The organism is Pseudomonas sp. Root562 (assembly GCF_001427125.1).
Lineage (GTDB): Bacteria > Pseudomonadota > Gammaproteobacteria > Pseudomonadales > Pseudomonadaceae > Aquipseudomonas.
Window position 1 is genome coordinate 105,976 of the sequence record NZ_LMGK01000023.1, and the last position, 25,007, is coordinate 130,982.

Consider the following 25,007-nt stretch of genomic DNA (forward strand, 5'->3'; position numbering starts at 1 on the left):
AATAATGACACCGCCCCGGAATTCAACAAACTCGACACGCAGCCCCTTACAAATCTCAACCCACTATGAACCTGACACACAAAAAATCACGCACCATCAAATAGCAAATAAAACAAATGCCTTCAATAAAAACACCTATTTGAGCCGGCGTCCCTGCCGCCATTACTGCCCGTACTTTTTTAATCCGAGACAACTCGCGCAAAACCTTCGCGAATCTTTTCTTCCGGTAAATCGTCGGCAATAAACACGATCACACTCTCACGCGCTTCGCCCTCGGCCCATGGGGTGTCCCAATCGAAACCGTAAAGCTTCAGCACGCCCTGAAACACCATGCGCCGCGGTTCGCCAGCGATGTTCAACACGCCTTTGTAGCGCAGCAGTTGTTTGCCGTGGTCTTCCAGCAGCTCGTTCATGAACTCGCTGAGCTTGTCGATATCCAGCGGCTTGTCGCTACGCAGCACAAGGCTGCTAATGCGGTCGATGGAGGGCGCCTGGCTTACCGGACGCAGACTCACGCCACCGCCAAGGTCAGCATTGAGATTGAAACCACGTACGTCGAGCATTTCGGCCAGGTCGATCTTGCCGTGATCGACCACACGGATCGGAGCCCGACGATTGATCCGGGTCAGCCGTTCGCTCAATGCGTTAAAGGTCGGCTCGTCCACCAGATCGCGCTTGCTCACCAGCAAGCGGTCGGCGAAGCCGATCTGGGCCTGGGCGATGGTCTGTGTCAGGTGGGTCTCGGCATGTGCCGCGTCCACCAGGGTGATGATGCCGTCGAGGATATAGCGTTCTCGCAATTCTTCATCGATGAAGAAGGTTTGCGCCACCGGCGCCGGGTCGGCCAGGCCGGTGCATTCGATCACCAGCCGGTCGAATACGATGTCGCCGCCGTCGAGACGCTCGAGCAGCAGGTACAGGGCCTTGGTCAGGTCGGTGTGGATGGTGCAGCAGACGCAACCGTTGGACAGCGTCATCACTTGTACCGGCTCGTCACCCAGCAGTTGGGTATCGACACCGGCGTCGCTGAATTCGTTTTCGATCACGGCGATTTTAAGGCCGTGCTCGGCTTTCAGCAGGTGGCGCAGCAAAGTGGTTTTACCGGCGCCGAGGAACCCGCTGAGGATTGTTACCGGGATAGGGGGTAGCAAAGGAAGGTCTCCCATACACTGAAAAAACTGTAGGAGCCTGGCTTGCCAGCGATGGCGTCCTGAAGATCGCTATCGCCGGCAAGCCGTGCTCCTACAGTGGTGTGTTACCTAAGCGTGGTGCTTCAACAGCACTTCGGCCCACCCTTGCCACCGTAACGGGCTTCCTGACGTTCGCGGAAGAACATCTCGTAGCTCATTACCGGTTTGTCCGGGTGTTTGGTTTGCATGTGCTCGACATAGTTGTCGTAGTCGGGCATGCCGACCATCAGGCGTGCGGCCTGACCGAGGTATTTACCGAGGCGACTCAGGTCATTGAACATGCTGCAGATCCTCGATTACGCATCCGGCAATGCCTGGAAGGGCGACTCTTTATCCGTGCGTTCTTTTTTACCCCAGGCGGCGATGCCGACCTTGAGCGCATAGAACAGGATGCTGAACACCACGAACAGGAACAGCGCGGTCAGCGTTGCGTTGGTGTAGGCGTTGAAGATCACGTGCTGCATCTGAGTGATGTCCTTGGCCGGGGCGAGGATCTGGCCGTTGGCCAGGGCATCGCTGTATTTTTTCGCCAGGGCCAGGAAGCCGACTGCCGGGTTGGCGTCGAACAGCTTGATGAAGCCCGCCGTCGTGGTGCAGATCAGCAGCCACACCGCCGGCAACATGGTGACCCAGACATAACGCTGGCGTTTCATTTTGATCAGCACCACGGTGCCGAGCATCAGCGCGATACCGGCCAGCATCTGGTTGGAGATACCGAACAGCGGCCACAAGGTGTTGATGCCACCCAATGGGTCGATCACGCCCTGATACAACAACCAGCCCCACATCGCCACACAACCGGCAGTGGCGATCAAGTTGGCAGTCCAGGATTCGGTGCGCTTCAGCGCCGGCACGAACGAGCCGAGCAAGTCCTGCAGCATGAAACGACCGGCACGGGTACCAGCGTCTACCGCCGTGAGGATAAACAGCGCCTCGAACAGGATCGCGAAGTGGTACCAGAACGCCATGGTGTTTTCACCCGGCAGCACGCTGTGCAGGATCTGCGCGATACCCACCGCCAGGGTCGGCGCACCACCGGCACGGGCCAGGATGGTGGTTTCACCAATGTCATGGGCGACCGCTTGCAGCGCTTCGGGAGTAATTGCAAAGCCCCAGTTGCTGACCGCCGTCGCCACGGACACGACATCACTGCCAACCACAGCCGCCGGGCTGTTCATGGCGAAGTACACCCCTGGCTCGATCACCGAAGCGGCGACCATCGCCATGATTGCCACGAACGACTCCATCAACATGCCGCCATAACCGATGTAACGGGCATTGACTTCGTTATCGAGTAGTTTCGGCGTGGTGCCGGAAGCAATCAGCGAGTGGAAACCCGATACCGCGCCACAGGCGATGGTAATGAACAGGAACGGGAACAGGCCGCCCTTCCACACCGGTCCAGTGCCATCGACGAACTGGGTCAGCGCCGGCATTTTCAGCTCTGGCATGGTCACCAGAATACCGATGGCCAAGGCAACGATGGTGCCGATTTTGAGGAAGGTCGACAGGTAGTCACGCGGCGCCAGGATCAGCCACACCGGCAACACTGCCGCGACGAAACCGTAGCCGATCAGCATCCAGGTAATTTGCACGCCAGTGAAGGTAAAGGCCTTGGCCCACACCGGGTCAGCGGCGATTTCTCCTCCAAGCCAGATCGAACCCAGCAGCAACAGCACGCCGATGACCGAGATCTCACCGATGCGGCCCGGGCGGATGTAGCGCATGTAAATGCCCATGAACATCGCGATCGGGATGGTCGCCATCACCGTGAAGATCCCCCACGGGCTCTCGGCCAAGGCTTTGACGACGATCAGCGCCAACACGGCGAGGATGATGATCATGATCAGGAAGCAGCCGAACAGCGCGATGGTGCCGGGGATGCGGCCCATTTCTTCACGGACCATGTCACCCAGCGAACGACCGTTGCGGCGGGTGGACATGAACAGGACCATGAAGTCCTGAACGGCACCGGCCAACACCACGCCGGCGATCAGCCACAGCGTGCCAGGCAGATAGCCCATCTGCGCCGCCAGCACCGGACCGACCAGCGGTCCCGCGCCAGCAATGGCCGCAAAGTGGTGACCGAAAAGGATGTGTTTGTTGGTCGGCACATAGTCCAGACCATCATTGTTGAGTACGGCGGGGGTGGCCCGTCGCGGGTCGAGTTGCATCACATTGTTGGCGATAAACAGACTGTAGTAGCGGTACGCGACCAGATAGATGGCCACAGCAGCGACCACAATCCACAAGGCATTGATTGCCTCACCTCGGCGCAATGCCACTACACCCAGAGCGCACGCCCCTACGATTGCCAGCACCAGCCAGGGTAAATGGCGTAGCAGGCTATTATTATTTTTCATTTTATTATTCCAGCCAGAGTGGACAAGAAAGACAGCCACGTCGAGTTTAGCTCTCCTGACGGCAAAGACCATAGCCAACATTGGTCTAGAGCCCTTGTCCTGGCTGGCAGGTTTCAACGATGCGGGTCTATAGTCAGCGAACATCCAGAGGATTGCGCCATGAGCGAACACCCCGCCGACCGCCGTCGCTTCAAACGCATCGCCTTCGATGCCAGGACTGAGCTGAGCCAAGGCGAGTACATCTGGCCGGTAAAGCTGATCGACCTGTCGCTCAAAGGGCTATTGATCGAACGCCCTGAACCTTGGCTGGGTGATGCGACGCAGGACTTTTTCGTCGACATTCATCTGAGCGATGACATCGATATCGAGATGGATGTGCAGCTGGCCCATGAAGAAAACGGCCAGTTAGGGTTTGTCTGCCGGCACATCAGCCTGGAATCCATTGAGCGCCTGCGGCGACTGATTGAGCTGAACCTCGCAGACGAGGCTGAGCTTGAACGAGAGCTGGGTGCCCTGATTACGCCATGACAGCACCCAGTGAGAGCGGGCAAGCCCGCCCTCTCAGAATCAAAGACTATTCAAACAGTGCGTCGAGCGCCTGCTCCAGACGGGTGACGGCAATGATCTGCAACCCCGCTGGCGCTTCCTTCGGCGCATTGCCCTTGGGCACGATTGCCCGCTTGAACCCGTGCTTGGCAGCCTCTTTCAAGCGCTCCTGACCGCTGGGCACCGGTCGCACTTCGCCGGACAGGCCGACCTCGCCGAATACCAGCAAATCGTGAGGCAGCGGCCGATTGCGCAAACTGGACATGACTGCCGCCATCAACGCCAGGTCAGAGGCGGTTTCCAACACCTTCACGCCGCCGACGACGTTGAGGAACACATCCTGGTCATGGGTCGGAATGCCGCCATGTCGGTGCAGCACCGCCAGCAACATCGCCAAACGATTTTGGTCCAGGCCCAGGGTAACGCGCCGCGGATTGGCCAAATGGCTGTCATCCACCAGCGCCTGAACTTCTACCAGCATCGGCCGGGTGCCTTCCCACGTCGCCATGACCACACTGCCTGGCACTTCTTCCTGAGCTCGAGTCAGAAAAATCGCCGATGGGTTGGAGACTTCTTTCAAGCCCTTGTCCGTCATGCCGAACACACCCAGTTCGTTGACCGCACCGAATCGGTTTTTCACCGCTCGCAACAAGCGCAGACGGCCATCGGACTCGCCTTCGAAATACAACACGGTATCGACCATGTGCTCCAGCACACGCGGGCCGGCCAGAGCTCCTTCCTTGGTGACATGGCCCACCAGGAAAATCGCCGTGCCGCTCTGCTTGGCATAACGCACCAGCAGGGCCGCGCTTTCACGCACCTGGGACACACCGCCCGGCGCGGATTGCAACTGCTCGGTGAAAATCGTCTGGATCGAGTCGATCACCATGACCTTGGGCTTCTCGAGGCGCGCCGTGGCGATGATGGTTTCGATGCAGGTTTCGGTCATGACCCGCAATTGATCCTGGGGCAAGCCAAGACGACGGGCACGCATGGCCACTTGCTGCTGGGATTCTTCCCCCGTGACGTACAGGGCCGGCATGCTTTTGGCGAGGTTGCACAGGGTTTGCAGGAGGATGGTCGATTTACCGATGCCCGGATCACCACCGATCAGCACCACGGAGCCGTCGACGAGGCCGCCGCCCAACACCCGGTCCAGTTCACTGGAGGCGGTGGAAAAGCGCGGGATCTCCTCGACGCTGACTTCGGCCAGGGTTTTGATCTGCGCCTGCTGACCGGTCCAGCCCGTGCGTCCGCTGGGTGCCGCCGCCCCGCCGCTTTCCACCATGGTTTCAGTCAGCGTATTCCAGGCGCCACACTCGCCACACTGGCCGGCCCATTTCGGGAAGGTTGAGCCGCACTCGGTGCAGCCGTACATGCGCTTGGCCTTGGCCATCTGAACTCCCGGCAAAAATCGCGATGATAGCTCAGGTGACGGCGATCAGTGCGATGCTGTTGTCGGAATGAATCAGCGATCGTATCTGACTGTTCCGAGAGTGAGGGGGCCAGGCAAATATCATCACTTACATTAAATAAAGCTGTGAACGGTACACACACTTCCAATCCAAACGCCTTTAACAACCTGTACAAACTATCCGAAATAAATACCAGCCCCCCTAATCAACTGTCATTAAAACTTGTACAACACTTAACCGCTTTAAATCTGAGCGTACAATTTTCAACAAAAATGCAATCAAAAACCCCCATCAATAACCACACACTTATAACGGATAAGATTTTATATCAAGCCTTCGAAACTCCGAGCGGATTGATCCAGCCAAACCGTCAGTCCTTTATTGTTATGGAAGTGTAAAAGATCATCAGAATAGCGGCTGATATTGATTCGCCACCAACCTTTTGTTCACACTGATTACTGCATCATCAGTCCACAAAGCCTGATCCAGAAAGCTCAAGCCATCCGGTGGCAGGCAAGGCTCGCTAAAACTTTTCGCCGTCGGTCCGGTCGATTGCAGGCGAGCATCGTAAGCAGTTGTTTCGGGCAGGAAGCATTTGGCTGATTTACACTGCGTTCACCAACTCATCTGTAACAAGGAAATAACCTATGGGCGTGCTTAACGAGTTCAAGGCCTTCGCGGTCAAAGGCAATGTGATCGACATGGCCGTCGGTATCATTATCGGCGCCGCTTTCGGCAAGATTGTGTCGTCGTTCGTCGGTGATGTGATCATGCCTCCCATCGGGCTGCTGATCGGCGGGGTGGACTTCAGTGACCTGGCCATTACGCTCAAGGCCGCGCAGGGCGACGTCCCGGCGGTGGTGTTGGCGTACGGCAAGTTCATTCAGACACTGATCGACTTCATCATTGTCGCTTTCGCGATCTTCATGGGCGTCAAGGCCATCAACCGTCTCAAGCGCGAAGAAGCTGTTGCCCCGACCCTGCCGCCGGTTCCGACCAAGGAAGAAGAGCTGCTGGGTGAGATTCGCGACCTGCTCAAGGCGCAGAACAGACAGCCCTGATTATTCGCAAACAAAAACGGCGCCCCCCGAGGCACCGTTTTTTTTTACCAGAAATTCTCCACCGCTACCTGCCCGGGGCGGCGGCTGAGGCTTAAATGCATATCGCGCTGTTTGAGCAATTTGCGTGTGTCATCGATCATTTGCGGGTTACCGCAGAGCATGACCCGCGAGTGCTCAGGCGTCAGCGCCACCCCGGCTGCGCGTTCCAATTCGCCGTTTTCGATCAGCGTGGTAATGCGGCCGTTGAGCGCGCCTGGGTGCAACTCGCGCGTGACAGTGTTGATGAGTTGCAGTTTGTGTACGAACTCCTCCAGATACTCGCGTTGGGCCAGCCCCGCGATCAGCTCCTGATACGCCAGCTCGCGGGATTCGCGCACGCTATAGACCAGGATGATGCGTTCGAATTTCTCCCAGACTTCAAAGTCCTGCAGGATCGACAGAAACGGCGCAATTCCAGTCCCCGTGGATAACAGCCACAGATCACGCCCATCGACAAATCGGTCGAGGGTCAGGTAACCGAAGGCCTGTCGGTCGACCAGCAACGTATCGCCAACCCCCAATCGACTGAGTTCGCTGGTGAACTCGCCTCCCGGAACGACGATGGAAAAGAACTCCAGAAACTCGTCATGGGGCGATGACACCATGGAATAGGCTCGCCAGACTGTGCTGCCATCGGCCTTGGTCACGCCCAGTCGGGCGAACTGGCCTGCACGAAAACGAAACCCGGCGTCCCTTGTCGACCGAAGCGTGAACAGGTTCGGGGTCAATGGCTGGACGTCGAGCAAGGTCTGGCGGGTAAATTTTTCTTCACTGGCTGTCATTGGGACGCTCCATTCAACAGACGCTCCCAGTGTCGCGCAAATAGACAGGTAGAAACACCGATGGTTTGTGGTGCCTTTAGGGTGAAAAAAACTTGTTCAATTAATTCAGCTCGCCCAGCACAACTAACTGCTCGGTTAATTGATGATATTAAAATCAACATACTTAAACGTCAGTGGCGTTATAGAACCAGACACATGTTTAAAACTGGTTTAGCCAAGCAAAAAAATCTCAACACGATGTAAGAATCATCCTACACTTCCACTCGCGCCGATCGCTTGGATCCAAAGCGCCCACACGCGAGTTCATACATGGAGCCGATAATGGAACGGTGGAAGGAGCTACAACTCATTCAGTTATCCAACACAACGGATATGGATAGCGCCTATCGGGTTGCGTTGAGTTTCGCAAAAAATATCGGGTACAAATTTTGTGCTTTTTCAGCAAGTTGCTTACCGGTGAATGATCAATTTCAACCTGTGCAATTGAACAATTACTCTAAGCAATGGAACAGTGAATATGAACACACAAAGTTCAGTTTGATTGATCCGGTAATAGCACATTGCAATCAATCCACGCTGCCCATCCTGTGGACCGAGGAACTCTTCCATGACGTGCCATGGATATGGGACACCATGGAGCAACAGGGAATGCAGCATGGTTGGTCACAAGCCGTTCATAACGAGAACAGTGGCTTGTGCTCTATCTTGAGTCTTGCCAGAAGTCATTGCCCGATCAGTGCGTGGGAGCTGTACGAAAACCTCGGTTTTTCGGTATTCATTGGCAATCATTTACACAAACTGATGCTGGAGGCGATGCCCAAAGCTGCCAAGAGGCCCCAAACCCCGCATCTGACGCCACGGGAAGTCGACGTGCTGAAATTGGCGGCCGATGGCAAGACAGCCTACGAAAGCGCGAGGATTCTCAACCTCAGTGCACGGACGATCAACTTCCATGTACAGGAAGCCATCCGCAAACTCGGGGTCAATAACAAAATTTCGGCCGTGATTGCCGCTGTCAAGGAAGGCTATCTGACTGGCGACGCGATTCGCTGAAGCGAAAACCTGCGAGTAATCGGATACAAAAAACCGTACCATTCGCGGTCCCTCCCGAGTGTTTTGCCGTGTGATTTTTCCACAACGCAGGCCACTCGGCCGGCCCGCCGCCAAGTTGACCAAGGGCCGCGGGATACCCGTTGATTACCCAGAGCCCCGCCCCATGCCTTTGCTCGAAACACCTTTTGCCAGCCTTGACCTGATTCGTCAGCCCGAACAGCAGAATGAACCGCTGCAAGCCTTCGATGCAGCCGACGAATACCTGCTCAACCATCTGGCTGAGCAGCAGCCCTCGATCGATACACGGGTGCTGGTGTTGAACGATAGTTTCGGCGCGTTGGCAGCCAGTCTGGCGGGCAAGGTCAACGTGGTCAGCAGCGGTGATTCGTTCCTGGCTTTGCAAGGGTTGGAAAAGAATCTGGCCCGCAATGGTCAGGCATTTGACGCAGTGCCACATGTGCCGGCCAGTGAAATCGTTGCAGGGCCATTCGACCGGGTGTTGATCCGGGTACCGAAGACACTGGCATTGCTGGAGGAGCAGTTGATCCGCCTGCAGGGCCAACTCGCGCCCGGTGCCCAAGTGATCGCCGCAGCCATGATCAAACACCTGCCGCGTGCGGCCGGCGACTTGCTCGAACGCTACATTGGCCCTGTGCAAGCTTCGTTGGCGGTTAAAAAAGCCCGGCTACTGATTGCCACTGCTCAAGCAATGGCACCTGCAACATCGCCCTACCCGACGCGCTATCGGCTTGACGAACCGGCCATTGAATTGCTCAACCACGCGAACGTGTTCTGTCGCGAAGGGCTGGACATCGGCACGCGGGCATTTCTGCCGCACTTGCCGAAGAACCTCGGTACGGCGCGCGTGGCCGACCTCGGTTGCGGAAACGGTGTGCTGGCGATTGCCAGTGCTCTGCAAAACCCTGACGCCCATTACACCTTGGTGGACGAGTCGTTCATGGCGGTGCAATCGGCTGCCGAGAACTGGCAGGCAGCATTGGGCGAGCGCGATGTCATCGTGCGTGCCGGCGACGGGTTGGCCGGACAGGAACCTCAGTCGCTGGACGTGGTGCTGTGTAATCCGCCGTTTCACCAGCAACAAGTGGTGGGCGACTTCCTCGCCTGGCGAATGTTCCAGCAAGCCCGGGAGGCGCTGGTCGTCGGGGGGGCGCTGTACATTGTCGGCAATCGTCACCTGGGTTATCACAGCAAACTTGCGCGTCTGTTCCGAGGTGTGGAGCAAGTGGCGGCCACGCCGAAGTTCGTGATCCTCAAGGCGCGCAAGTAACCCCAAAAAGCTTCCGGGTGCGGATATCAGTGAGTGCTCAGACCGGCGGCGTTCATGAACATCCGCATCAGGCTGGCGACGATGAACAGCGCACCGACGCTGCCGGCCCAGATCATGGCCAACCAGCCGAGCCGCTGCCACAGCGGTTTTTTTTCGGCTTCTTCGATGTCGTGCAGGGAATGTTTGCCGGACATGATTCAATTTCTCCAGTAAGGGTGGATGGCGTCTGTGATGACGCCATCGCGAGCAGGCTCGCTCTTACAATTTTTCGCACTGCGCCCTAGTGATAACCGTCCTCATGGGTGACCTTGCCGCGGAACACGTAGTAGCTCCAGAAGGTATAACCCAGAATGAACGGAATGATGAACAGCGTACCCACCAGCATGAAGCCCTGGCTCTGCGGTGGTGCAGCCGCGTCCCAGATCGAGATCGACGGCGGTACGATGTTCGGCCACAGACTGATGCCCAAGCCGCTGTAACCGAGAAAGATCAGCACCAGCGTCAGCAGGAACGGCGTGTAGTGCGCATTGCGCGCCACCGCGCGAATCAGGCCGTACAAGGTCACCAGCACCAGGATCGGCACCGGCAGGAACCAGAACAGGTTCGGCAGGGTGAACCAGCGGGCTGCGATCTCGGCATGGGCCAGCGGCGTCCAGATACTGACGATACCGATTACCGCCAACAACACGAACGCCAAGGGCCGCGCCAGGTCATGCATCTGTTCCTGCAATTTCCCTTCGGTCTTCATGATCAGCCAGGTACAACCGAGCAACGCATAAGCCACCACCAACGCTGCGCCGCAGAACAGGGTGAATGGTGTCAGCCAGTCCAGTGAGCCACCGGCGAATTGCCGATTGACCACTGGCAAGCCATCGATGAACGCCCCCAATGCCACGCCCTGGAAGAACGTCGCGGCAATCGAACCGCCGATGAAGGCCTTGTCCCACAAGTGACGTTTGTCGTCCTTGGCCTTGAAGCGGAACTCGAACGCCACACCACGGAAAATCAACCCGACGAGCATGAAGATCAGCGGCAGATACAACGCCGAGAGCACCACCGAATAGGCCAGCGGGAAGGCGCCGAACAACGCCGCACCGCCCAGCACCAGCCAGGTTTCGTTGCCGTCCCAGACGGGCGCGACGGTGTTCATCATCACGTCACGGTCGGTCTTGCCGGGAATGAACGGGAAAAGAATGCCGATCCCCAGATCGAAGCCATCCATGACCACGTACATCATGATGCCGAAGATGATGATCACGGACCAGATCAGCGGAAGATCAATACCCATGATTCAAATCTCCTTGGTCACGGTGCGGTCGGCATCGGAATGCTCATCGTCGGCTGCGGACAGCGGCCGCGCCGGGGTGCGTTTCTGGCCAGGACCACCGTCGTTGGTTTCCTTGCCTTCATCGATCTTCGGCCCTTTGCGCACCAGGCGCATCATGTAGCCCAGGCCCGCGCCAAACAGCGCGAAATACACCACGACGAACAGGATCAGGGTGATGCTCATCTGCATGAAGCTGTGATTGGAGGACGCGTCCGCCGTGCGCATCAGCCCGTAGACCACCCACGGCTGGCGACCGATTTCAGTAGTGAACCAACCGGCGAGGATTGCGATCAGCCCGGACGGCCCCATCCACAACGCCAGGTACAGGAACGGTCGCGAGGTATAGAGTTTGTCGCGCTTGCGCAGCCACAGGCTCCACAAACCGGTGAAGATCATCAGCATGCCCAGGCCTACCATGATCCGGAACGACCAGAACACGATGGTCGAATTCGGCCGGTCTTCGGGCGGGAAATCCTTGAGCGCCGGCACTTGTTTATCCAGCGAGTGGGTCAGGATCAAGCTGCCCAGGTACGGGATCTCGACCGCAAACTTGGTCCTCTCTTCTTTCATGTCCGGCCAGCCGAACAGAATCAGCGGCGTTGCCTCGTCGCCTTTGTTTTCCCAGTGGCCTTCGATCGCGGCAATTTTCGCGGGCTGATGTTCCAGCGTGTTGAGGCCGTGGAAATCGCCAATGACCGCCTGGATCGGCGCCACGATCAGCGCCATCCACATCGCCATCGAAAGCATGGTACGGATCGCCGGGTTGTCCTTGCCGCGCAGCAAATGCCAGGCCGCCGAAGAGCCGACGAAGAACGCCGTGGCAACGAAGGCCGCCGTCGCCATGTGCATCAGGCGATAAGGGAACGAAGGGTTGAAGATCACCGCCAGCCAGTCGGTTGGAATCACCTGGCCGTTGATGATTTCAAAGCCCTGCGGTGTTTGCATCCAGCTGTTGGACGCAAGAATCCAGAACGTCGAAATCAGTGTGCCGATGGCGACCATGACCGTCGAGAAGAAGTGCAAGCCGCGCCCGACCTTGTTCCAGCCGAACAGCATGACCCCGAGGAACCCGGCTTCCAGGAAGAACGCCGTGAGCACTTCGTACGTCAGCAACGGTCCGGTGACCGACCCGGCGAAATCCGAAAAACGGCTCCAGTTGGTGCCGAACTGATAAGCCATCACCAGCCCGGAGACCACCCCCATGCCGAAGTTGACCGCAAAGATCTTCGACCAGAAATGGTAGAGGTCCCGATAGGTGTCGTTGTTGGTTTTGAGCCACAAGCCTTCGAGTACAGCCAGGTAACTCGCCAGGCCAATGGTGATGGCCGGAAAAAGGATGTGAAACGAAATGGTGAACGCGAACTGAATTCGGGCGAGATCAAGTGCCTCTAAACCGAACATAAGTCTTCCTCTGTCAGGTATTACGGCTGCTGGCTGGAAGCCTGCATCCACGGGTCCCACGGGTATGGAGTGCGGCGAATTCAAATTCGTTCTTTTTTTTACAGGCATCGCAACGCAGGGATTCTGGCCAATCAATTCCCTTCGCAGGGCGTTGATCTGGATCAAGCAACGTTGAAAGAGTAGTCCCAATTTCGGCGATGAACTGCGTGGCCGTTTGCCGCGTGACAAGTTGCCTCATGGCGTTCGAGATCGGCTGCCTCAGCAAAATCGATGTCTGGCTAATGAAATTTTCAGGCGTGGCAACTTCCTGTTACAGGTTGGTGATAACCTCGCCCTTCCCCTATTCCAAGATTTGCCCGCAGATGCCCAGCCAAGCGCCCTTGCTGTTACGTCACCATCGCCCTTTCCTCGCGTTCTGGCTGGCCCGGGTGTTTACCGCCAGCGGTTTCCAAATGCTTACCGTGGCCATTGGCTGGAACCTGTACCAGTTGACCGGCAACGTGCTCGATCTGGGACTGGTGGGGCTGGTGGAATTCGCACCTCGCGTACTGTTCATGCTGCACACCGGGCATGTCGCAGACCGCTACGACCGACGCAAAGTCGCCGCCATCTGCCAATCGCTCCAGGCGCTGATCGCCCTGTCGCTGGCCATTGGCAGCGCGACGGATCATGTCACCCGGGAGATGATCTTCATCCTCGCCTTCCTGCTGGGAGCCGCCCGCTCCTTTGAGATGCCGACCACCCAGGCCCTGCTCCCGAGCATTGTGCCCAGCGCCTTGTTTCCCCGGGCGGTAGCCGCCGCGCAATCGGCCCAGCAATCGGCAACCATCGTCGCCCCGGCCCTCGGCGGTCTGCTCTATGCCTTTGGCAGCGTGTGGGTGTATGGCCCGACGGTGGTCCTGTACATCATCGCTTGCGCATTGATGCTCAATTTGCCCGCTCGGCAAACACCGCTGAACAAGGGTAAGGCGACGCTGGATTCGTTGCTGGCGGGGATCCGCTTCATTCGCAGTCGCCCGGATATCCTCGGGGCCATTTCCCTGGACCTGTTCGCTGTGCTGCTGGGCGGTGCGACAGCGCTGTTGCCGGTGTTCGCCAAGGACATTCTGCTGACCGGCCCGTGGGGCCTGGGCCTGCTGCGCTCAGCTCCGGCGGTGGGTGCGCTGCTGATGTCGCTGTTCCTGGCGCGGTTTGCCGTGGAGCGCAACGTCGGGCGGGTGATGTTTACAGCCGTGGGCGTATTTGGCGTGGCAACCATTGCCTTCGGCCTGTCGACCTCGTTCTGGTTTTCCCTCGCCGTGCTGGTGGTATTGGGCGCGGCCGACATGATCAGCATGGTGATCCGCGCCTCGTTCGTTCAACTGGAAACCCCGGACGAAATGCGCGGCCGGGTCAGTGCGGTGAACGGGCTGTTCATCGGGGCCTCAAACCAGTTGGGCGAATTCGAGTCGGGCCTGACCGCCCATTGGTTCGGTACGGTTCCGGCGGTGGTCATGGGGGGAATAGGCACGCTGCTGGTCACCGGGACCTGGATCAAACTATTCCCGACCCTGGCCAATCGTGACCGCATGCATGTGCCAAAGGAAGAGGTGAAAGTCTGAAGCAGTCATCCATCACAGTTTTGCCGACCATGTGCAATACATAGATACCGCATAAAGTGTAATGTATCGCCTTACACTTTTTTCCATGATCAAATCCTTCCAGCACAAAGGCCTTCGTGTCTTCTATGAAACGGGTTCGACTCGCGGAATTCGAGCCGATCATGCAAAGCGTCTGGCTCGCATCCTGCAGTTCATGGATCGCGCCATGGTCCCTGACGACCTCAACCTACCGGGATGGCGATTGCATCCGCTGAAGGAAGGATTGGCCGAGTACTGGTCCCTGAGTGTCTCAGGGAACTGGCGAGTCGTTTTTCGATTTATCGGCACAGATATCGAACTGGTCGATTATCTGGATTACCACTGACAGGAGGCAGGACATGCCCATGCACAACCCGCCGCACCCTGGTGAAACACTTTTGATGGATGTATTGCCCGAGTTGGGAATCAGCGTCGCGCAGTTAGCCCGGCACCTCGGGTTCGCACGCCCACATTTGTCGCGAGTATTGCATGGGCATGCGCCGATCAGTCCGGACCTCGCTGTACGCCTGGAGCGGGCGGGGATTGGTAAGGCGCGGACATGGCTAGGGGTTCAGACCGACTACGATCTCTGGCAGGCTGAGCATCGTGAGCAACCGCTCATCAAACCCATCGGCATTCACGCTGATGCTGTCTAAACCAGCAACTCCCCCGCCACAGCCGTTCGCGTGGCTTTGCCGCAAAGCTGTTCCACCAGTGTCAGAGCAAACGCCAACGCTGCGCCCGAACCTTGGGCGGTGATGCAATTGCCGTCGACCACCACCGGTTGATCGACGAAATTGCAACCTGACAGTTGATGGCTGACGGAGGGCAGGCACGTCATGCGCCGCTGACGCAGCACTCCGAAAGTTTGCAGGGCAACCGCGGGCGCTTCGGCGATACCTGCAAATAGCCGACCGGCCGTAGCCTGGTCTTTGATCAACTGTTGCAGTGGCTGATGGCCAGCCAGGTGTTGCGTGCCCACGGCACCGCCTGGCAGCACGATCAGATCGAAAGGCTGGGCGAGCAAATCCACCAGCATGGCATCAGCGGTCAGGCGTGTACCGCGCGCGCAGGTCAGCATGCGCCGGCCTTCGATGCTGGCGACCACCACTTCCACCTTGGCGCGGCGCAGTACATCGATCAAGGTGACGGTCTGCAGGTCATCGGTGCCCTCGGCGAGGGTAATCAAGGCTCGAAAGGTCATGGGAACAATCCACAGGAGGGTTCTTAAAGCGTAGTCAGCTTTCCCTACCCTTGTTCGAGGCTTGCCGTTACTTGATGTAAAGCTGTGTCGACATCGTGTTGCCCGGCGCGTTGATCGACGTGTTGCTGTACGTAAAGGTACCTTCCTGCTTGCCCGCCAGGCTGAAGATGTACAAATTGCCAACGATTTTCGTGCGTTGCGAACAATCCGTCAGGTTGCCGTTTTCATAGGCGCAGACTGGCGTGCGGGTGCCATTCACCTCGAAGCCATCCAGAGCAGCATGGGGCTGGCTGCGACCGTAGCCCACTTCCAGCACGTAAATCCTGATGTTCGGGCCACTGTGATTGCAGCGGGTCTGGATCTGTCCCTGCTCAATGGTTTCAAAACCACATTGAGGCGACTCGACCTTGAGCACCTTCACTTCGGTCAACGGCGGTGCCGAGGCCGCCGAGGCGCTTTGTGCCGCCAACAGCAACGCCATCCCGATAGCGGACAAGATCGACAGACACTTTTTCATCCAATAGCCACCTCAATAAACCAGCGAGCAGTATGGCTGGTTTGGGTGAAACGCAAAACATCGACGACGATCACCGCCATAAGCAGCCATAACGCTGTGCTACTGGTATGATGCGCGGCTTTTTCCGACCCACAGAAAAATCCCAGGCGCTTGCAGCGGTCTGTGCTTTGCTGTTGAAGTCGATACATTCACGGCGCCGGGCGCGCCACGGGGAGCAGGCATGCTGGAAAGGCTGTTTCAACTCAAGGCACATAACACCAACGTACGCACCGAGATCCTGGCGGGCGTTACGACCTTCCTGGCCATGGCCTACATTCTGTTCGTCAACCCGAGCATTCTCGGCGAGACCGGCATGGACAAGGGCGCGGTGTTCGTCGCGACTTGCCTGGCTGCCGCCATCGGCTCGACGACCATGGGCCTGATCGCCAACTACCCGATCGCCCTTGCACCGGGCATGGGTCTGAACGCCTTCTTCACCTACACCGTGGTCCTGCACATGGGCCACACCTGGCAAGTGGCGCTGGGCGCGGTGTTCATCTCGGCGGTGTGCTTCTTCCTGCTGTCGATCTTCCGCATCCGGGAATGGATCATCAACAGCATCCCGCTGCCGCTGCGCTCGGCGATCGCCGCCGGTATCGGCCTGTTCCTGGCGTTGATCGCCCTGCACAACGCCGGCATCGTGGTCAGCAATCCGGCGACCATGGTCGGCCTCGGTGACCTCAAGCAACCGGCTCCGATCCTCGCCACCATCGGCTTCGCCCTGATCGTCGCCCTTGAGGCGCTTGCCGTGCGTGGCGCAGTGCTGATCGGCATTCTGGTGGTGACCATCGTTTCCATCGTCATGGGCTTCACCCCGTTCGGCGGCGTGATGTCGATGCCTCCGTCGCTTGCTCCGACCTTCCTGCAACTGGACATCAAGGGCGCGCTGGACATCGGTCTGGTCAGCGTGATTTTCGCCTTCCTGTTCGTCGACCTGTTCGATAACTCCGGTACTCTGATCGGCGTCGCCAAGCGCGCCGGCCTGATGGGCAAGGACGGCCACATGCCGAAAATGGGCCGTGCGCTGATCGCCGACAGTACGGCCGCGATGGCCGGCTCGCTGCTGGGCACCTCGACCACCACCAGCTACATCGAATCCGCCGCGGGCGTGAGTGCCGGTGGCCGCACTGGCCTGACCGCCATCGTCGTGGCCATCCTGTTCCTGCTGGCGCTGTTCTTCTCGCCGCTGGCTGCCAGCGTTCCGGCATTCGCCACCGCACCGGCCCTGCTGTTCGTCGCCGTGCTGATGACTTCCGGCCTGGCCGAAATAGACTGGGACGACATTACCGTCGCCGCGCCAGTGGTGATCACCGCGCTGGCCATGCCGTTCACTTATTCCATCGCCAATGGCATCGCCTTCGGTTTCATTGCCTGGACCGCCATCAAGCTGATGTCCGGTCGCGGCCGTGAGCTGAACCCGGCGCTGGTGATCCTGTCGATTCTGTTCGTGATCAAGCTGGGTTGGTTCAACGCATGACTTTTGATTCCCAGGCCTACGCCGTTCAGCTCGAAGACAAGGTCACGCGCTTGCGTGACCTGCTGGCCCCGTTCGATGCGCCACAGCCGAGCGTTTTCGACTCGCCGCTGCAGAACTTCCGTCTGCGTGCCGAATTCCGCCTGTGGCGTGAAGCCGGTGAGCGTCACTACGCGATGTTTTCCCAGGAAGACAAACGCACGCCGATCCTGATCGAAGAATTCCCGATTGCCAGCCTGCGCATCAACCAGTTGATGCCGCAGCTCAAGGCTGCGTGGCAGGCCAGTGCGGCACTGAGCCACAAGCTGTTCCAGGTGGAGTTCCTGACCACCCTGGCCGGCGATGCGATGATCACCCTGTGCTATCACCGTCCACTGGACGAACACTGGCATGCAGCGGCTTCGAAGCTCGCGGCCGACCTGAACGTCAGCATCATCGGTCGCTCCAAGGGCAAGCGTGAAGTCATCGGCCACGATTACGTGGTCGAGAAGCTGGAAGTCGGCAGCCGCACGTTCAGCTATCGCCAGCCTGAAGGCGCGTTCACTCAGCCCAACGGCACGGTGAACCAGAAGATGCTCAACTGGGCATACGATGCGCTGGGCGATCGCCCGGACGATTTGCTCGAGCTGTATTGCGGCAATGGCAATTTCACCCTGCCGCTCGCGACCCGCGTACGCAAAGTGCTGGCCACCGAAATCAGCAAGACTTCAGTGAACGCTGCTTTGAGCAATCTCAGCGAAAACGCTGTGGATAACGTCACTCTGGTGCGACTGTCCGCCGAAGAGCTGACCGAAGCCCTCAACGAAGTGCGGCCGTTCCGCCGCCTGCACGGCATCGACCTCAAGAGCTACGAATTCGGCAGCGTGTTCGTCGACCCGCCCCGCGCCGGCATGGACCCGGACACCTGCGAGCTGACCCGGCGCTTCGACAACATCCTCTACATCTCCTGCAACCCGCAAACCCTGGCGGCCAACATCGCCCAACTGCACGATACGCATCGCATCACCCAATGCGCGATGTTCGACCAGTTCCCGTGGACCCATCACATGGAATCCGGAGTGTTGTTGACCCGGCGGTGAGTGCTGCAGTGATACAAAACAGCCGTCAGTACGACGGCTTTTTTGTGCGTGCTCAATCGGTGACATCTGCCTTGCGCGGACGCCCGCCCTTACGGCCATTCGCCCGCGCAGCCTCGGCTTTGGCGGCGCTGCTCTGGCGGCCATTCCGCGAGGCAATGACCGAGGCGGCCATGTCCATCAACGGCTTGCTTGCGCTAATCATTCCGGCGATGGAAACGTGTAGATCCTTGCCTTCATGGCAGAGAGCAGTCCCGGAAAAGCCGACTTTCAGATCCGCGAAATCCTCGACGTCAAACTCATCGAATTCCGGATAGTGCTGTACGGGTAACAGCACGCCACTTCCATCTATGAAACTGACCGCCAGACAAGGTTCTACATAAGTCACCGAAGTCGCCCGCAAACCGTTTTTGTGGCGCACTTGCCCACGCTGGATGGCTTCATCCAGCACCGCATCGGTTACGGACCGATCAGCCAGCGTTCCTGCCCGTATCGTTTTCATAGCTGAATCTCCACGCCCTCTGGAACGCCAATCAGCGCCAGCAGGGTCTTATTCGTCTCAGGCTCGTAGCAAGCCGAGCCAATCATCCCTGTCGTACTCGCGATCCTTTTTACCAACACGACTTCGCTGGTTTGCCAGTCCCAGATCTGATGATCGAGGCACACCGTGTGCAACTTTTCCCACCAGATACACCGAGCGCGGCGCATATGAGCGGGTTGTTCGAGCGCATGACGCAAGCCTTCCAGTACCGACACCGGTGGCCTGCGTGAATGAGGATTCACGTCCCACAGCTCGACACTGTTGTGCCAGAAGCTGAATTTGAAGCGCGCACTCCAGGTTCCTGCATCCACATGTGCATGCGGTGGGCAATGTTCATCGCGCAACATGATCACCATTGACAACCCTTTGTAGCTGAACAATCTCATGCTAACCCATCCGTTAGGTTAATGAATCCGAAGACTCGACTTTCCCTGAAAATCCGACCGCTGGCGCTGAGCATCGAATTGGCAATGCATCTCAGAGACTAGTGCGCAGATCCACTTCAGACTTGATGGGTAGAGCTGGAGAATCGTAAGCATTCCTTTCCATGCACCCACAAAAGCCGCCTTGATGACGGCTTGTTTTGTAAGCGAGATCAATCAGCCTGGCTGCTTACGTTGTTCGGTCACCGTGAGTCCGGCATGTCCCCAATTATCGGTGTCGACTTCCTCGATGACGATGTGAGTCCATTCTGGAGGCTTGCCGAGAACCCGCTGCAGGGTTTCGGTGATTTCCGCGATAACCTGGGCTTTTTGCTCCGAGGTAACGCCCTCACGGGTGATACGCACGCTGACGAAAGGCATGGCGCTGCTCCTGATCGTTGATTAACGAAGGCTTATCACTTTATTTGTACAATCGAGCCTGCTAAACAGTTTGCAAAATACTTTATCTGATCCCCGGTGTAACCAATCATGCAGCGACAATTCGACGATCTACAGTTGGGCAGCATCGAGCTGTTTTGTCTGGCCGCCGAGGCCGGCAGCTTCACGGCTGCGGCGCTGGTGGCGGGCGTCACGCCGGCTGCGGTGAGCCGCTCGGTGTCGCGCATGGAAGAGCGTCTGGCCGTGCGACTGTTTGCGCGCACCACCCGCAGCGTCAAACTGACCGACAGCGGCCGACGCTACTACGAGGAATGCCGACAGGCACTGGCCCAGTTGGTAGAAGCCCAGCGCGAAGTCATGGGCCAACAGCAAGTGCCGTCCGGCACGCTGCGTATCAGCATCCCGACCACTTACGCCCACCATCGGATCCTGCCGCTGATGCCGGCCTTTCGTGCGCGTTTTCCGGCGGTGAAGGTCGAGTCGCACATCAGCAATCGCAATATCGACTTCGTTGGCGAGGGCTACGACCTGGCCATTCGAGTGCGGGCGATTCCGGATTCCGGTTTGATCGCCCGGCCGTTAGAGGACGCCGAGCTGGTGATGATTGCCAGCCCCGAGTACCTCAAGCACGCCGGCACGCCCCAAACCCTCGACGATTTGCAGCAGCACGAATGCATCCAATACGAACTGCCCAGCAGTGGTCGGCGCATTGCCTGGCTGTTCAATGACAACGGTGATCAACGCGAGATTCTGGCGGAGGGCAATTTCGTTTGCTCCGATGATGTACTGGGCGGCGTGACCCTGGCAAAACATGGCGCCGGTCTGTTCCAGACCTATCGCTTCATCGTCGAAAAAGAATTGGCCGAAGGCTCCTTGGTAGAAGTGCTCAAGCCATACGGAGGACGCTCGCGACCGTTTACGTTGCTGTATCCGCAAAGCCGACATGTGCCACTGCGGTTACGGGCATTTATCGACTTTCTGGTAGAGCATTTGCCCCGCTGATCGCGAAAGCGTCCGATCACCGCACACATTAAGCCAGGGAGCTGTCGCTTCAATTGACCGAATTAACCATCTAGTACAATTTATCTCCACAGGTCGAAACCTACGGCCAAAGCCAAAAATAATAAGTGGAGATATTTTGATGGCCCCCATCATTCTGGTGCTCAACGGCCCGAATCTGAACCTGCTCGGCACTCGCGAACCGGCCACCTACGGCCACGAAACCCTGGCTGATATTTCTGCTTTGTGCGGTCGGGCCGGCGAAGAATTCGGCCTGAAGGTGGAGTTTCGCCAGACCAACCATGAAGGCGAATTGCTCGACTGGATTCACGCCGCCCGCGGCCGCTGCGCCGGGATCGTGATCAACCCGGCTGCCTGGACTCACACGTCGGTAGCGATTCGCGACGCGTTGGTCGCCAGCGAGTTGCCGGTGATTGAAGTCCACCTGTCCAACGTCCACGCCCGTGAAGCCTTCCGCCACCACTCCTTTGTGTCAGCCATTGCCACGGCGGTGATGGCGGGTTTTGGCAGCCATGGCTATCGCCTGGCGCTTGAACACTTCAGTCAACGTTTGAAAGGGTGAGCATCGTGAGCCAGAACAAAGCGGTATTGGCCGGACTGATCGGCGCCGGCATCCAGGCTTCGCGCACCCCGACATTGCACGAGCATGAAGGCGACGCCCAAGGCTTGCGTTATCTCTATCGCCTGATCGACCTCGATCAGTTGCAACTCGACAGCAATGCCCTGCCCGACCTGTTGCTGGCTGCCGAACGCATGAATTTCACCGGGCTGAATATCACGTTCCCGTGCAAGCAGGCGATCATCCCGCTGCTCGACGAATTGTCGCCGGAAGCCCGCGGCATCGGCGCGGTAAACACTGTGGTGTTCAAGGATGGCAAACGCATCGGCCACAACACCGATTGCCTGGGTTTTGCCGAGGGATTTCGCCGAGGCTTGCAAGGTGTAGCCGTCGAGCGCGTGGTGCAGATGGGCGCCGGTGGTGCGGGTGCGGCGGTGGCCCACGCGCTATTGAGTGAAGGCGTACAACAGCTGAGTATTTTCGATGTGGAAATCAGCCGCGCCCAGAGCCTGGCTGACAATCTCAATCAACATTTTGGCAGCGGTCGCGCAGTGGCCGGTCATGACCTGGCGCTGGCTTTGGGCGAGGCCAACGGCCTGGTGAATACCACGCCGATGGGCATGAAAAAGCTGCCGGGGATGCCGGTGCCGGTGGAGTTGCTGCGTGCTGAATTGTGGGTGGCGGAAATTGTGTATTTCCCGCTGGAAACCGAACTGCTGCGCAACGCCCGCGCGCTGGGTTGCCGGACACTCGATGGCGGCAACATGGCAGTGTTCCAGGCGGTGAAGGCATTTGAGTTGTTCAGCGGCGTGGTGCCGGATGCGCAGCGAATGCTGGCGCATTTTCAGAGCATGAATGGTTGATCGGATCTGGCGAGGGGGTTAGCCCCCTCGCCCGCATCAGGCCTGCAGATACCGCAGGACCGACTCGCAAATCATCTCGCGATGGCGCTGCTTGATGCGTTCATCCGGCAGGTCGATCTGAAAGATTTCGCCAAAGGTATGACGGTTCGACACGCGATAGAAGCAGAACGAACTGATCAGCAAATGCACATCCAACGGATCAAGCCCCGTGCGGAACAGCCCTTGCTCGGCGCCGCGACGCAGAATCTCGCCCAGTGAATCGAGGATGGTGTTGTTCATCGCCTTGATGGCATCGGAGCGCTTCACATACTCGGCGTTGTGAATGTTCTCGATACTGACAATGCGCACGAAATCGACGTTGCGATCATGGTGATCGAAGGTGAATTCCACCAGGCGTCGAATCGCCTCTACCGGCGCCAGCTCAGTCAGGTGCAGGCGGTTTTCGGTGTTGCGGATATCGCCGTAGAGCTTTTCCAGCACTTCGACGTAGAGCTGTTCCTTACTGCCGAAGTAGTAATAGATCATGCGCTTGGAGGTGTGGATGCGCTCGGCGATAGCATCGACGCGAGCCCCGGACAGGCCTTGTTGAACGAACTCGACAATCGCTTCCTGAAGGATGTTCTCGCGGGTTTTTTCCGGGTTGTTCTTGCGACTCTTGCGCGGCTCGGCCAGGGGTTGCTCGGGCGCTGCGGAGAGTTCTGAGGTTATTGTCATTGCGGGCTCACGGCCATCACTGCACAGGCTGGCGATTATGAGCCGCGCCGCACAGCGAAGGAAGCCGTGCGGCAGCGGTTTGTCGGCGTGTTTACTATTTTCCTACAACTTTGCCTGGCGTACGGCGCCGCTTCGGGATTTGGCCATGGCGGCCAAACGCACTGCTACGTTGGCCGCGCCGTAACCGGCATAACCGTTCTTGCGCTGGATGATTTCGAAGAAGAAGCGTCCTTCGAACGGCTCGGTGTAGACGTGAAACAGCTCGCCACCCTGGGCATCGCGGTCGTACAGCACGTTGTAATAGGCCAACTCGCTGAGAAACTCGTCGTCGAAATCGAAACGGGCTGCCAGGTCATCGTAGTAGTTGAGCGGGATATCCAGCAGCGGCACGCCTGCCTCTTTGGCGCGGCTGACCTGGGCGAAGATATCGTCGCAATCAAACGCAATGTGATGCACGCCGGAGCCGCGATAACTCGACAGCGCATGTGAGATGGCCGTGTTGCGGTTTTCGGAAATGTTCAGCGGCAGGCGAATCGAACTGTCGCGGCTGCGCAGTGCACGGCTTTTCACCAGGCCGTAGGGATCGGGCAGCACCACTTCGTCATCGGCTTCGAAGTCCAGCAGGCTCTTGTAGAACAACACCCAACTGTCGAGGCTGTCGGCCGGCAGCGCCATGGCCATGTGGTCGATGCGCTTGAGGCCGCCAGCGGTCTGCGCATCCGGGAACAGATTGAAGTCAGTGCCGTAGACGTCGGCCTGCTGGTCGACCAGGTAAATCAGGCTGCCGTCCGGCGCCCGCACGGCGGCCAGCTCCAGTTCGTTCGGCCCGACCAGCCCGCGATAGGGCTGGCCTTTGTAAGCCACGGCCCGGGCCAGCGCACTGGCGCTGTCCTTGACCCGCACGGCGGTGGCGCACAGTGACGGCCCGTGCGCCTCGAAGAAACTGTGGCCGAACGAGTACGGCTCGGAGTTGAGGATCAGGTTGATGTCGCCCTGGCGCAGCAGGCTGACGCTCTTGGAGCGATGCTGGCCTGCCTTGACGAAACCCAAACGCTCCAGCCAATGGGATAGCTTGGCGCCGAGGCTTTCGTCCACGGCAAATTCGAGAAACTCGATGCCGTTGTATTCGCTGGCCTTCGGTGTTTCGAACAGAATGTCGAGGTTGCTCGATGGCTTGGCTTGCTGTTCCAGGCGCTGGCGGGTTTTCTCTTCAAGGTAAAGCAACGAGCGCAAACCGTCGGCAGCATTGGCCCGCGGCGGCGCGGCACGGAAACCGTCGTTGAAGATCTCCAGCGACAGCGGGCCGGTGTAGCCACTCTTGATGATCGGCGCGAGGAAGCCCGGCAGATCGAACTCACCCTGGCCCGGGAAGCACCGGAAATGTCGGCTCCACTCCAGCACATCCATGGCCAGGATCGGCGCGTCGGCCATTTGCACGAAGAAAATCTTGTCGCCGGGAATCTCGGCGATGGCGCTCGGGTCGCCCTTGAGCGACAGCGTATGGAAGCTGTCGAGCAACACCCCGAGGCTTGGATGATCCGCTTGGCGGACAATGTTCCACACCTGCTGCCAGGTGTTCACATGCCGGCCCCAGGCCAGCGCTTCGTAACCGATGCGCAGGCCTCGTGCGCCGGCGCGCTCGGCCAGCAAGCGCAAGTCATCGACCAGAATCTGTTCGTCACCCACAGAGTCAACCGAGGCGTTGCTGCACACCAGCACCAGGTCGGTGCCCAGTTCCTGCATCAGGTCGAACTTGCGCTCGGCCCTTTCCAGATTGCGCGACAAGCGGTCACGGCGGCAGCCTTCGAAATCCCGGAACGGTTGGAACAGGGTGATGGCGATCCCGAGATCGGCGCACATCTGTTTAATTTCCCGAGGGCTGCCGTCGTAGTAGAGAAGGTCGTTCTCGAAAATCTCGACACCGTCAAAACCGGCAGCGGCAATGGCTTCGAGTTTTTCCGGCAGGGTACCGCTCAAGGACACGGTGGCAATGGAACGCTGCATGTTTTCGACTCCTGGTGGAGGCTTCGGCTACAGGGAATTTGCGCCGCTTTTAATAGAGTGAGCGAATTATTGAGCGGGCCGGTGCATTGAT

Annotated in this window: 28 protein-coding genes; 12 read left to right on the forward strand and 16 right to left on the reverse strand. The window is 58.4% G+C overall.

Annotated features, from left to right (window positions below; genetic code table 11):
* Positions 1 to 179: 179 nt before the first annotated feature.
* The 3 genes from yjiA to ASD60_RS20060 form a co-directional block, all read right to left on the reverse strand.
* Entirely contained in the window at positions 180 to 1,151 is a 972-nt protein-coding gene (gene yjiA, locus ASD60_RS20050; protein WP_130905854.1) for a GTPase, read from the reverse strand.
* 122 nt (positions 1,152 to 1,273) lie between these two features.
* Entirely contained in the window at positions 1,274 to 1,471 is a 198-nt protein-coding gene (locus ASD60_RS20055) for a YbdD/YjiX family protein (protein ID WP_007895266.1), read from the reverse strand.
* A gap of 15 nt (positions 1,472 to 1,486) precedes the next feature.
* Complete coding sequence (locus ASD60_RS20060) at positions 1,487 to 3,553, reverse strand: carbon starvation CstA family protein (RefSeq protein ID WP_056855686.1); 2,067 nt, start codon at positions 3,551 to 3,553, stop codon at positions 1,487 to 1,489.
* Between the two features lie 159 nt (positions 3,554 to 3,712).
* Here ASD60_RS20060 and ASD60_RS20065 point away from each other — a divergent pair, with 159 nt between their 5' ends.
* Positions 3,713 to 4,081: a PilZ domain-containing protein gene (locus ASD60_RS20065; protein ID WP_056855687.1), complete on the forward strand. Its 369-nt coding sequence runs from the start codon at positions 3,713 to 3,715 to the stop codon at positions 4,079 to 4,081.
* A gap of 46 nt (positions 4,082 to 4,127) precedes the next feature.
* Here ASD60_RS20065 and radA read toward each other — a convergent pair whose 3' ends face one another.
* Positions 4,128 to 5,495, reverse strand: coding sequence for a DNA repair protein RadA (radA, locus tag ASD60_RS20070; protein ID WP_056855688.1), 1,368 nt, complete (start codon positions 5,493 to 5,495; stop codon positions 4,128 to 4,130).
* A gap of 666 nt (positions 5,496 to 6,161) precedes the next feature.
* Here radA and mscL point away from each other — a divergent pair.
* Positions 6,162 to 6,575: a large-conductance mechanosensitive channel protein MscL gene (gene mscL / locus ASD60_RS20075; RefSeq protein WP_056855689.1), complete on the forward strand. Its 414-nt coding sequence runs from the start codon at positions 6,162 to 6,164 to the stop codon at positions 6,573 to 6,575.
* 44 nt (positions 6,576 to 6,619) lie between these two features.
* On the opposite strand, the gene ASD60_RS20080 is transcribed toward mscL, so the two are convergent.
* On the reverse strand, positions 6,620 to 7,396 hold the full coding sequence (locus ASD60_RS20080) for a ferredoxin--NADP reductase (RefSeq protein ID WP_056855690.1): 777 nt from the start codon (positions 7,394 to 7,396) through the stop codon (positions 6,620 to 6,622).
* Positions 7,397 to 7,717: 321 nt separating this feature from the next.
* On the opposite strand from ASD60_RS20080, the gene ASD60_RS20085 reads away from it, so the two are divergent.
* Both ASD60_RS20085 and ASD60_RS20090 read left to right on the forward strand, forming a co-directional pair.
* On the forward strand, positions 7,718 to 8,449 hold the full coding sequence (locus ASD60_RS20085; RefSeq protein WP_056855691.1) for a helix-turn-helix transcriptional regulator: 732 nt from the start codon (positions 7,718 to 7,720) through the stop codon (positions 8,447 to 8,449).
* 163 nt (positions 8,450 to 8,612) lie between these two features.
* On the forward strand, positions 8,613 to 9,737 hold the full coding sequence (locus ASD60_RS20090; protein ID WP_056855692.1) for a methyltransferase: 1,125 nt from the start codon (positions 8,613 to 8,615) through the stop codon (positions 9,735 to 9,737).
* A 26-nt stretch (positions 9,738 to 9,763) separates the two neighbouring features.
* On the opposite strand, the gene ASD60_RS28465 is transcribed toward ASD60_RS20090, so the two are convergent.
* From ASD60_RS28465 to ASD60_RS20100, 3 genes are all read right to left on the reverse strand, one after another.
* Complete coding sequence (locus ASD60_RS28465; RefSeq protein ID WP_081504875.1) at positions 9,764 to 9,931, reverse strand: DUF2474 domain-containing protein; 168 nt, start codon at positions 9,929 to 9,931, stop codon at positions 9,764 to 9,766.
* An 86-nt stretch (positions 9,932 to 10,017) separates the two neighbouring features.
* Positions 10,018 to 11,025, reverse strand: a complete 1,008-nt coding sequence (gene cydB, locus ASD60_RS20095) for a cytochrome d ubiquinol oxidase subunit II (RefSeq protein WP_056855693.1) — start codon at positions 11,023 to 11,025, stop codon at positions 10,018 to 10,020.
* A gap of 3 nt (positions 11,026 to 11,028) precedes the next feature.
* Positions 11,029 to 12,465: a cytochrome ubiquinol oxidase subunit I gene (locus ASD60_RS20100; RefSeq protein WP_056855694.1), complete on the reverse strand. Its 1,437-nt coding sequence runs from the start codon at positions 12,463 to 12,465 to the stop codon at positions 11,029 to 11,031.
* A 362-nt stretch (positions 12,466 to 12,827) separates the two neighbouring features.
* On the opposite strand from ASD60_RS20100, the gene ASD60_RS20105 reads away from it, so the two are divergent.
* The 3 genes from ASD60_RS20105 to ASD60_RS20115 all read left to right on the forward strand — a co-directional run bounded on the left by ASD60_RS20105 (position 12,828) and on the right by ASD60_RS20115 (position 14,740).
* On the forward strand, positions 12,828 to 14,066 hold the full coding sequence (locus ASD60_RS20105; RefSeq protein ID WP_056855892.1) for an MFS transporter: 1,239 nt from the start codon (positions 12,828 to 12,830) through the stop codon (positions 14,064 to 14,066).
* A gap of 85 nt (positions 14,067 to 14,151) precedes the next feature.
* Positions 14,152 to 14,430: a type II toxin-antitoxin system RelE/ParE family toxin gene (locus ASD60_RS20110; RefSeq protein WP_056855695.1), complete on the forward strand. Its 279-nt coding sequence runs from the start codon at positions 14,152 to 14,154 to the stop codon at positions 14,428 to 14,430.
* Between the two features lie 13 nt (positions 14,431 to 14,443).
* Entirely contained in the window at positions 14,444 to 14,740 is a 297-nt protein-coding gene (locus tag ASD60_RS20115) for a HigA family addiction module antitoxin (RefSeq protein ID WP_056855696.1), read from the forward strand.
* Here ASD60_RS20115 and ASD60_RS20120 read toward each other — a convergent pair.
* The 3 genes from ASD60_RS20120 to ASD60_RS28935 all read right to left on the reverse strand — a co-directional run bounded on the left by ASD60_RS20120 (position 14,737) and on the right by ASD60_RS28935 (position 15,993).
* On the reverse strand, positions 14,737 to 15,288 hold the full coding sequence (locus ASD60_RS20120) for a DJ-1 family glyoxalase III (RefSeq protein ID WP_056855697.1): 552 nt from the start codon (positions 15,286 to 15,288) through the stop codon (positions 14,737 to 14,739). The two genes, ASD60_RS20115 and ASD60_RS20120, sit on opposite strands and share 4 nt — an antisense overlap.
* 67 nt (positions 15,289 to 15,355) lie before the next feature.
* Positions 15,356 to 15,805 (reverse strand): DUF4879 domain-containing protein, encoded by a 450-nt coding sequence (locus ASD60_RS20125; protein ID WP_056855698.1) that lies wholly within the window; start codon positions 15,803 to 15,805, stop codon positions 15,356 to 15,358.
* A complete protein-coding gene (locus ASD60_RS28935; RefSeq protein ID WP_156386285.1) occupies positions 15,802 to 15,993 on the reverse strand; it encodes a hypothetical protein in 192 nt (63 codons plus the stop codon). Before ASD60_RS28935 ends, ASD60_RS20125 begins: the two co-directional genes overlap by 4 nt.
* A gap of 32 nt (positions 15,994 to 16,025) precedes the next feature.
* Between ASD60_RS28935 and ASD60_RS20130 the strand changes: the two genes are divergently transcribed.
* Both ASD60_RS20130 and trmA read left to right on the forward strand, forming a co-directional pair.
* Positions 16,026 to 17,321, forward strand: a complete 1,296-nt coding sequence (locus ASD60_RS20130; RefSeq protein WP_056855699.1) for an NCS2 family permease — start codon at positions 16,026 to 16,028, stop codon at positions 17,319 to 17,321.
* On the forward strand, positions 17,318 to 18,397 hold the full coding sequence (gene trmA, locus ASD60_RS20135; protein WP_056855700.1) for a tRNA (uridine(54)-C5)-methyltransferase TrmA: 1,080 nt from the start codon (positions 17,318 to 17,320) through the stop codon (positions 18,395 to 18,397). The genes ASD60_RS20130 and trmA overlap by 4 nt, the downstream gene beginning before the upstream one ends.
* Before the next feature lie 52 nt (positions 18,398 to 18,449).
* On the opposite strand, the gene ASD60_RS20140 is transcribed toward trmA, so the two are convergent.
* The 3 genes from ASD60_RS20140 to ASD60_RS20150 form a co-directional block, all read right to left on the reverse strand.
* Positions 18,450 to 18,896 (reverse strand): DUF2442 domain-containing protein, encoded by a 447-nt coding sequence (locus ASD60_RS20140; protein ID WP_056855701.1) that lies wholly within the window; start codon positions 18,894 to 18,896, stop codon positions 18,450 to 18,452.
* Entirely contained in the window at positions 18,893 to 19,321 is a 429-nt protein-coding gene (locus ASD60_RS20145; protein WP_056855702.1) for a hypothetical protein, read from the reverse strand. The genes ASD60_RS20140 and ASD60_RS20145 overlap by 4 nt, the downstream gene beginning before the upstream one ends.
* Positions 19,322 to 19,534: 213 nt before the next feature.
* The gene (locus ASD60_RS20150; protein ID WP_056855703.1) at positions 19,535 to 19,738 is read right to left on the reverse strand and encodes a tautomerase family protein; all 204 of its coding nucleotides are present in this window, start codon (positions 19,736 to 19,738) and stop codon (positions 19,535 to 19,537) included.
* Between the two features lie 108 nt (positions 19,739 to 19,846).
* On the opposite strand from ASD60_RS20150, the gene ASD60_RS20155 reads away from it, so the two are divergent.
* The 3 genes from ASD60_RS20155 to ASD60_RS20165 all read left to right on the forward strand — a co-directional run bounded on the left by ASD60_RS20155 (position 19,847) and on the right by ASD60_RS20165 (position 22,198).
* Complete coding sequence (locus ASD60_RS20155; protein ID WP_056855704.1) at positions 19,847 to 20,758, forward strand: LysR family transcriptional regulator; 912 nt, start codon at positions 19,847 to 19,849, stop codon at positions 20,756 to 20,758.
* A 139-nt stretch (positions 20,759 to 20,897) separates the two neighbouring features.
* Entirely contained in the window at positions 20,898 to 21,338 is a 441-nt protein-coding gene (aroQ, locus tag ASD60_RS20160) for a type II 3-dehydroquinate dehydratase (protein ID WP_056855705.1), read from the forward strand.
* Between the two features lie 5 nt (positions 21,339 to 21,343).
* Entirely contained in the window at positions 21,344 to 22,198 is an 855-nt protein-coding gene (locus ASD60_RS20165; protein WP_056855893.1) for a shikimate dehydrogenase, read from the forward strand.
* Positions 22,199 to 22,234: 36 nt separating this feature from the next.
* Here ASD60_RS20165 and ASD60_RS20170 read toward each other — a convergent pair whose 3' ends face one another.
* Both ASD60_RS20170 and quiC read right to left on the reverse strand, forming a co-directional pair.
* Entirely contained in the window at positions 22,235 to 22,912 is a 678-nt protein-coding gene (locus tag ASD60_RS20170) for a TetR/AcrR family transcriptional regulator (protein ID WP_056855706.1), read from the reverse strand.
* A gap of 102 nt (positions 22,913 to 23,014) precedes the next feature.
* On the reverse strand, positions 23,015 to 24,916 hold the full coding sequence (quiC, locus tag ASD60_RS20175) for a 3-dehydroshikimate dehydratase QuiC (protein ID WP_056855707.1): 1,902 nt from the start codon (positions 24,914 to 24,916) through the stop codon (positions 23,015 to 23,017).
* Positions 24,917 to 25,007 lie beyond the last annotated feature (91 nt).

What these genes read in the sequence shown, in the direction of transcription:
- ASD60_RS20125 (WP_056855698.1), bottom strand. Translation starts at nt 15,805, where the DNA reads ATGAAAAAGTGTCTGTCGATCTTGTCCGCTATCGGGATGGCGTTGCTG.
- ASD60_RS20145 (WP_056855702.1), bottom strand. Translation starts at nt 19,321, where the DNA reads ATGAGATTGTTCAGCTACAAAGGGTTGTCAATGGTGATCATGTTGCGC.
- ASD60_RS20140 (WP_056855701.1), bottom strand. Translation starts at nt 18,896, where the DNA reads ATGAAAACGATACGGGCAGGAACGCTGGCTGATCGGTCCGTAACCGAT.
- radA (WP_056855688.1), bottom strand. Translation starts at nt 5,495, where the DNA reads ATGGCCAAGGCCAAGCGCATGTACGGCTGCACCGAGTGCGGCTCAACC.
- ASD60_RS20105 (WP_056855892.1), top strand. Translation starts at nt 12,828, where the DNA reads ATGCCCAGCCAAGCGCCCTTGCTGTTACGTCACCATCGCCCTTTCCTC.
- mscL (WP_056855689.1), top strand. Translation starts at nt 6,162, where the DNA reads ATGGGCGTGCTTAACGAGTTCAAGGCCTTCGCGGTCAAAGGCAATGTG.
- ASD60_RS20170 (WP_056855706.1), bottom strand. Translation starts at nt 22,912, where the DNA reads ATGACAATAACCTCAGAACTCTCCGCAGCGCCCGAGCAACCCCTGGCC.
- ASD60_RS20100 (WP_056855694.1), bottom strand. Translation starts at nt 12,465, where the DNA reads ATGTTCGGTTTAGAGGCACTTGATCTCGCCCGAATTCAGTTCGCGTTC.
- ASD60_RS20150 (WP_056855703.1), bottom strand. Translation starts at nt 19,738, where the DNA reads ATGCCTTTCGTCAGCGTGCGTATCACCCGTGAGGGCGTTACCTCGGAG.
- ASD60_RS20120 (WP_056855697.1), bottom strand. Translation starts at nt 15,288, where the DNA reads ATGACCTTTCGAGCCTTGATTACCCTCGCCGAGGGCACCGATGACCTG.
- ASD60_RS28465 (WP_081504875.1), bottom strand. Translation starts at nt 9,931, where the DNA reads ATGTCCGGCAAACATTCCCTGCACGACATCGAAGAAGCCGAAAAAAAA.
- quiC (WP_056855707.1), bottom strand. Translation starts at nt 24,916, where the DNA reads ATGCAGCGTTCCATTGCCACCGTGTCCTTGAGCGGTACCCTGCCGGAA.
- cydB (WP_056855693.1), bottom strand. Translation starts at nt 11,025, where the DNA reads ATGGGTATTGATCTTCCGCTGATCTGGTCCGTGATCATCATCTTCGGC.
- ASD60_RS20085 (WP_056855691.1), top strand. Translation starts at nt 7,718, where the DNA reads ATGGAACGGTGGAAGGAGCTACAACTCATTCAGTTATCCAACACAACG.
- ASD60_RS20060 (WP_056855686.1), bottom strand. Translation starts at nt 3,553, where the DNA reads ATGAAAAATAATAATAGCCTGCTACGCCATTTACCCTGGCTGGTGCTG.
- ASD60_RS20110 (WP_056855695.1), top strand. Translation starts at nt 14,152, where the DNA reads ATGATCAAATCCTTCCAGCACAAAGGCCTTCGTGTCTTCTATGAAACG.
- ASD60_RS20055 (WP_007895266.1), bottom strand. Translation starts at nt 1,471, where the DNA reads ATGTTCAATGACCTGAGTCGCCTCGGTAAATACCTCGGTCAGGCCGCA.
- ASD60_RS20065 (WP_056855687.1), top strand. Translation starts at nt 3,713, where the DNA reads ATGAGCGAACACCCCGCCGACCGCCGTCGCTTCAAACGCATCGCCTTC.
- ASD60_RS20155 (WP_056855704.1), top strand. Translation starts at nt 19,847, where the DNA reads ATGCAGCGACAATTCGACGATCTACAGTTGGGCAGCATCGAGCTGTTT.
- ASD60_RS20130 (WP_056855699.1), top strand. Translation starts at nt 16,026, where the DNA reads ATGCTGGAAAGGCTGTTTCAACTCAAGGCACATAACACCAACGTACGC.
- trmA (WP_056855700.1), top strand. Translation starts at nt 17,318, where the DNA reads ATGACTTTTGATTCCCAGGCCTACGCCGTTCAGCTCGAAGACAAGGTC.
- ASD60_RS20090 (WP_056855692.1), top strand. Translation starts at nt 8,613, where the DNA reads ATGCCTTTGCTCGAAACACCTTTTGCCAGCCTTGACCTGATTCGTCAG.
- ASD60_RS20080 (WP_056855690.1), bottom strand. Translation starts at nt 7,396, where the DNA reads ATGACAGCCAGTGAAGAAAAATTTACCCGCCAGACCTTGCTCGACGTC.
- aroQ (WP_056855705.1), top strand. Translation starts at nt 20,898, where the DNA reads ATGGCCCCCATCATTCTGGTGCTCAACGGCCCGAATCTGAACCTGCTC.
- ASD60_RS28935 (WP_156386285.1), bottom strand. Translation starts at nt 15,993, where the DNA reads ATGTATCGACTTCAACAGCAAAGCACAGACCGCTGCAAGCGCCTGGGA.
- ASD60_RS20115 (WP_056855696.1), top strand. Translation starts at nt 14,444, where the DNA reads ATGCCCATGCACAACCCGCCGCACCCTGGTGAAACACTTTTGATGGAT.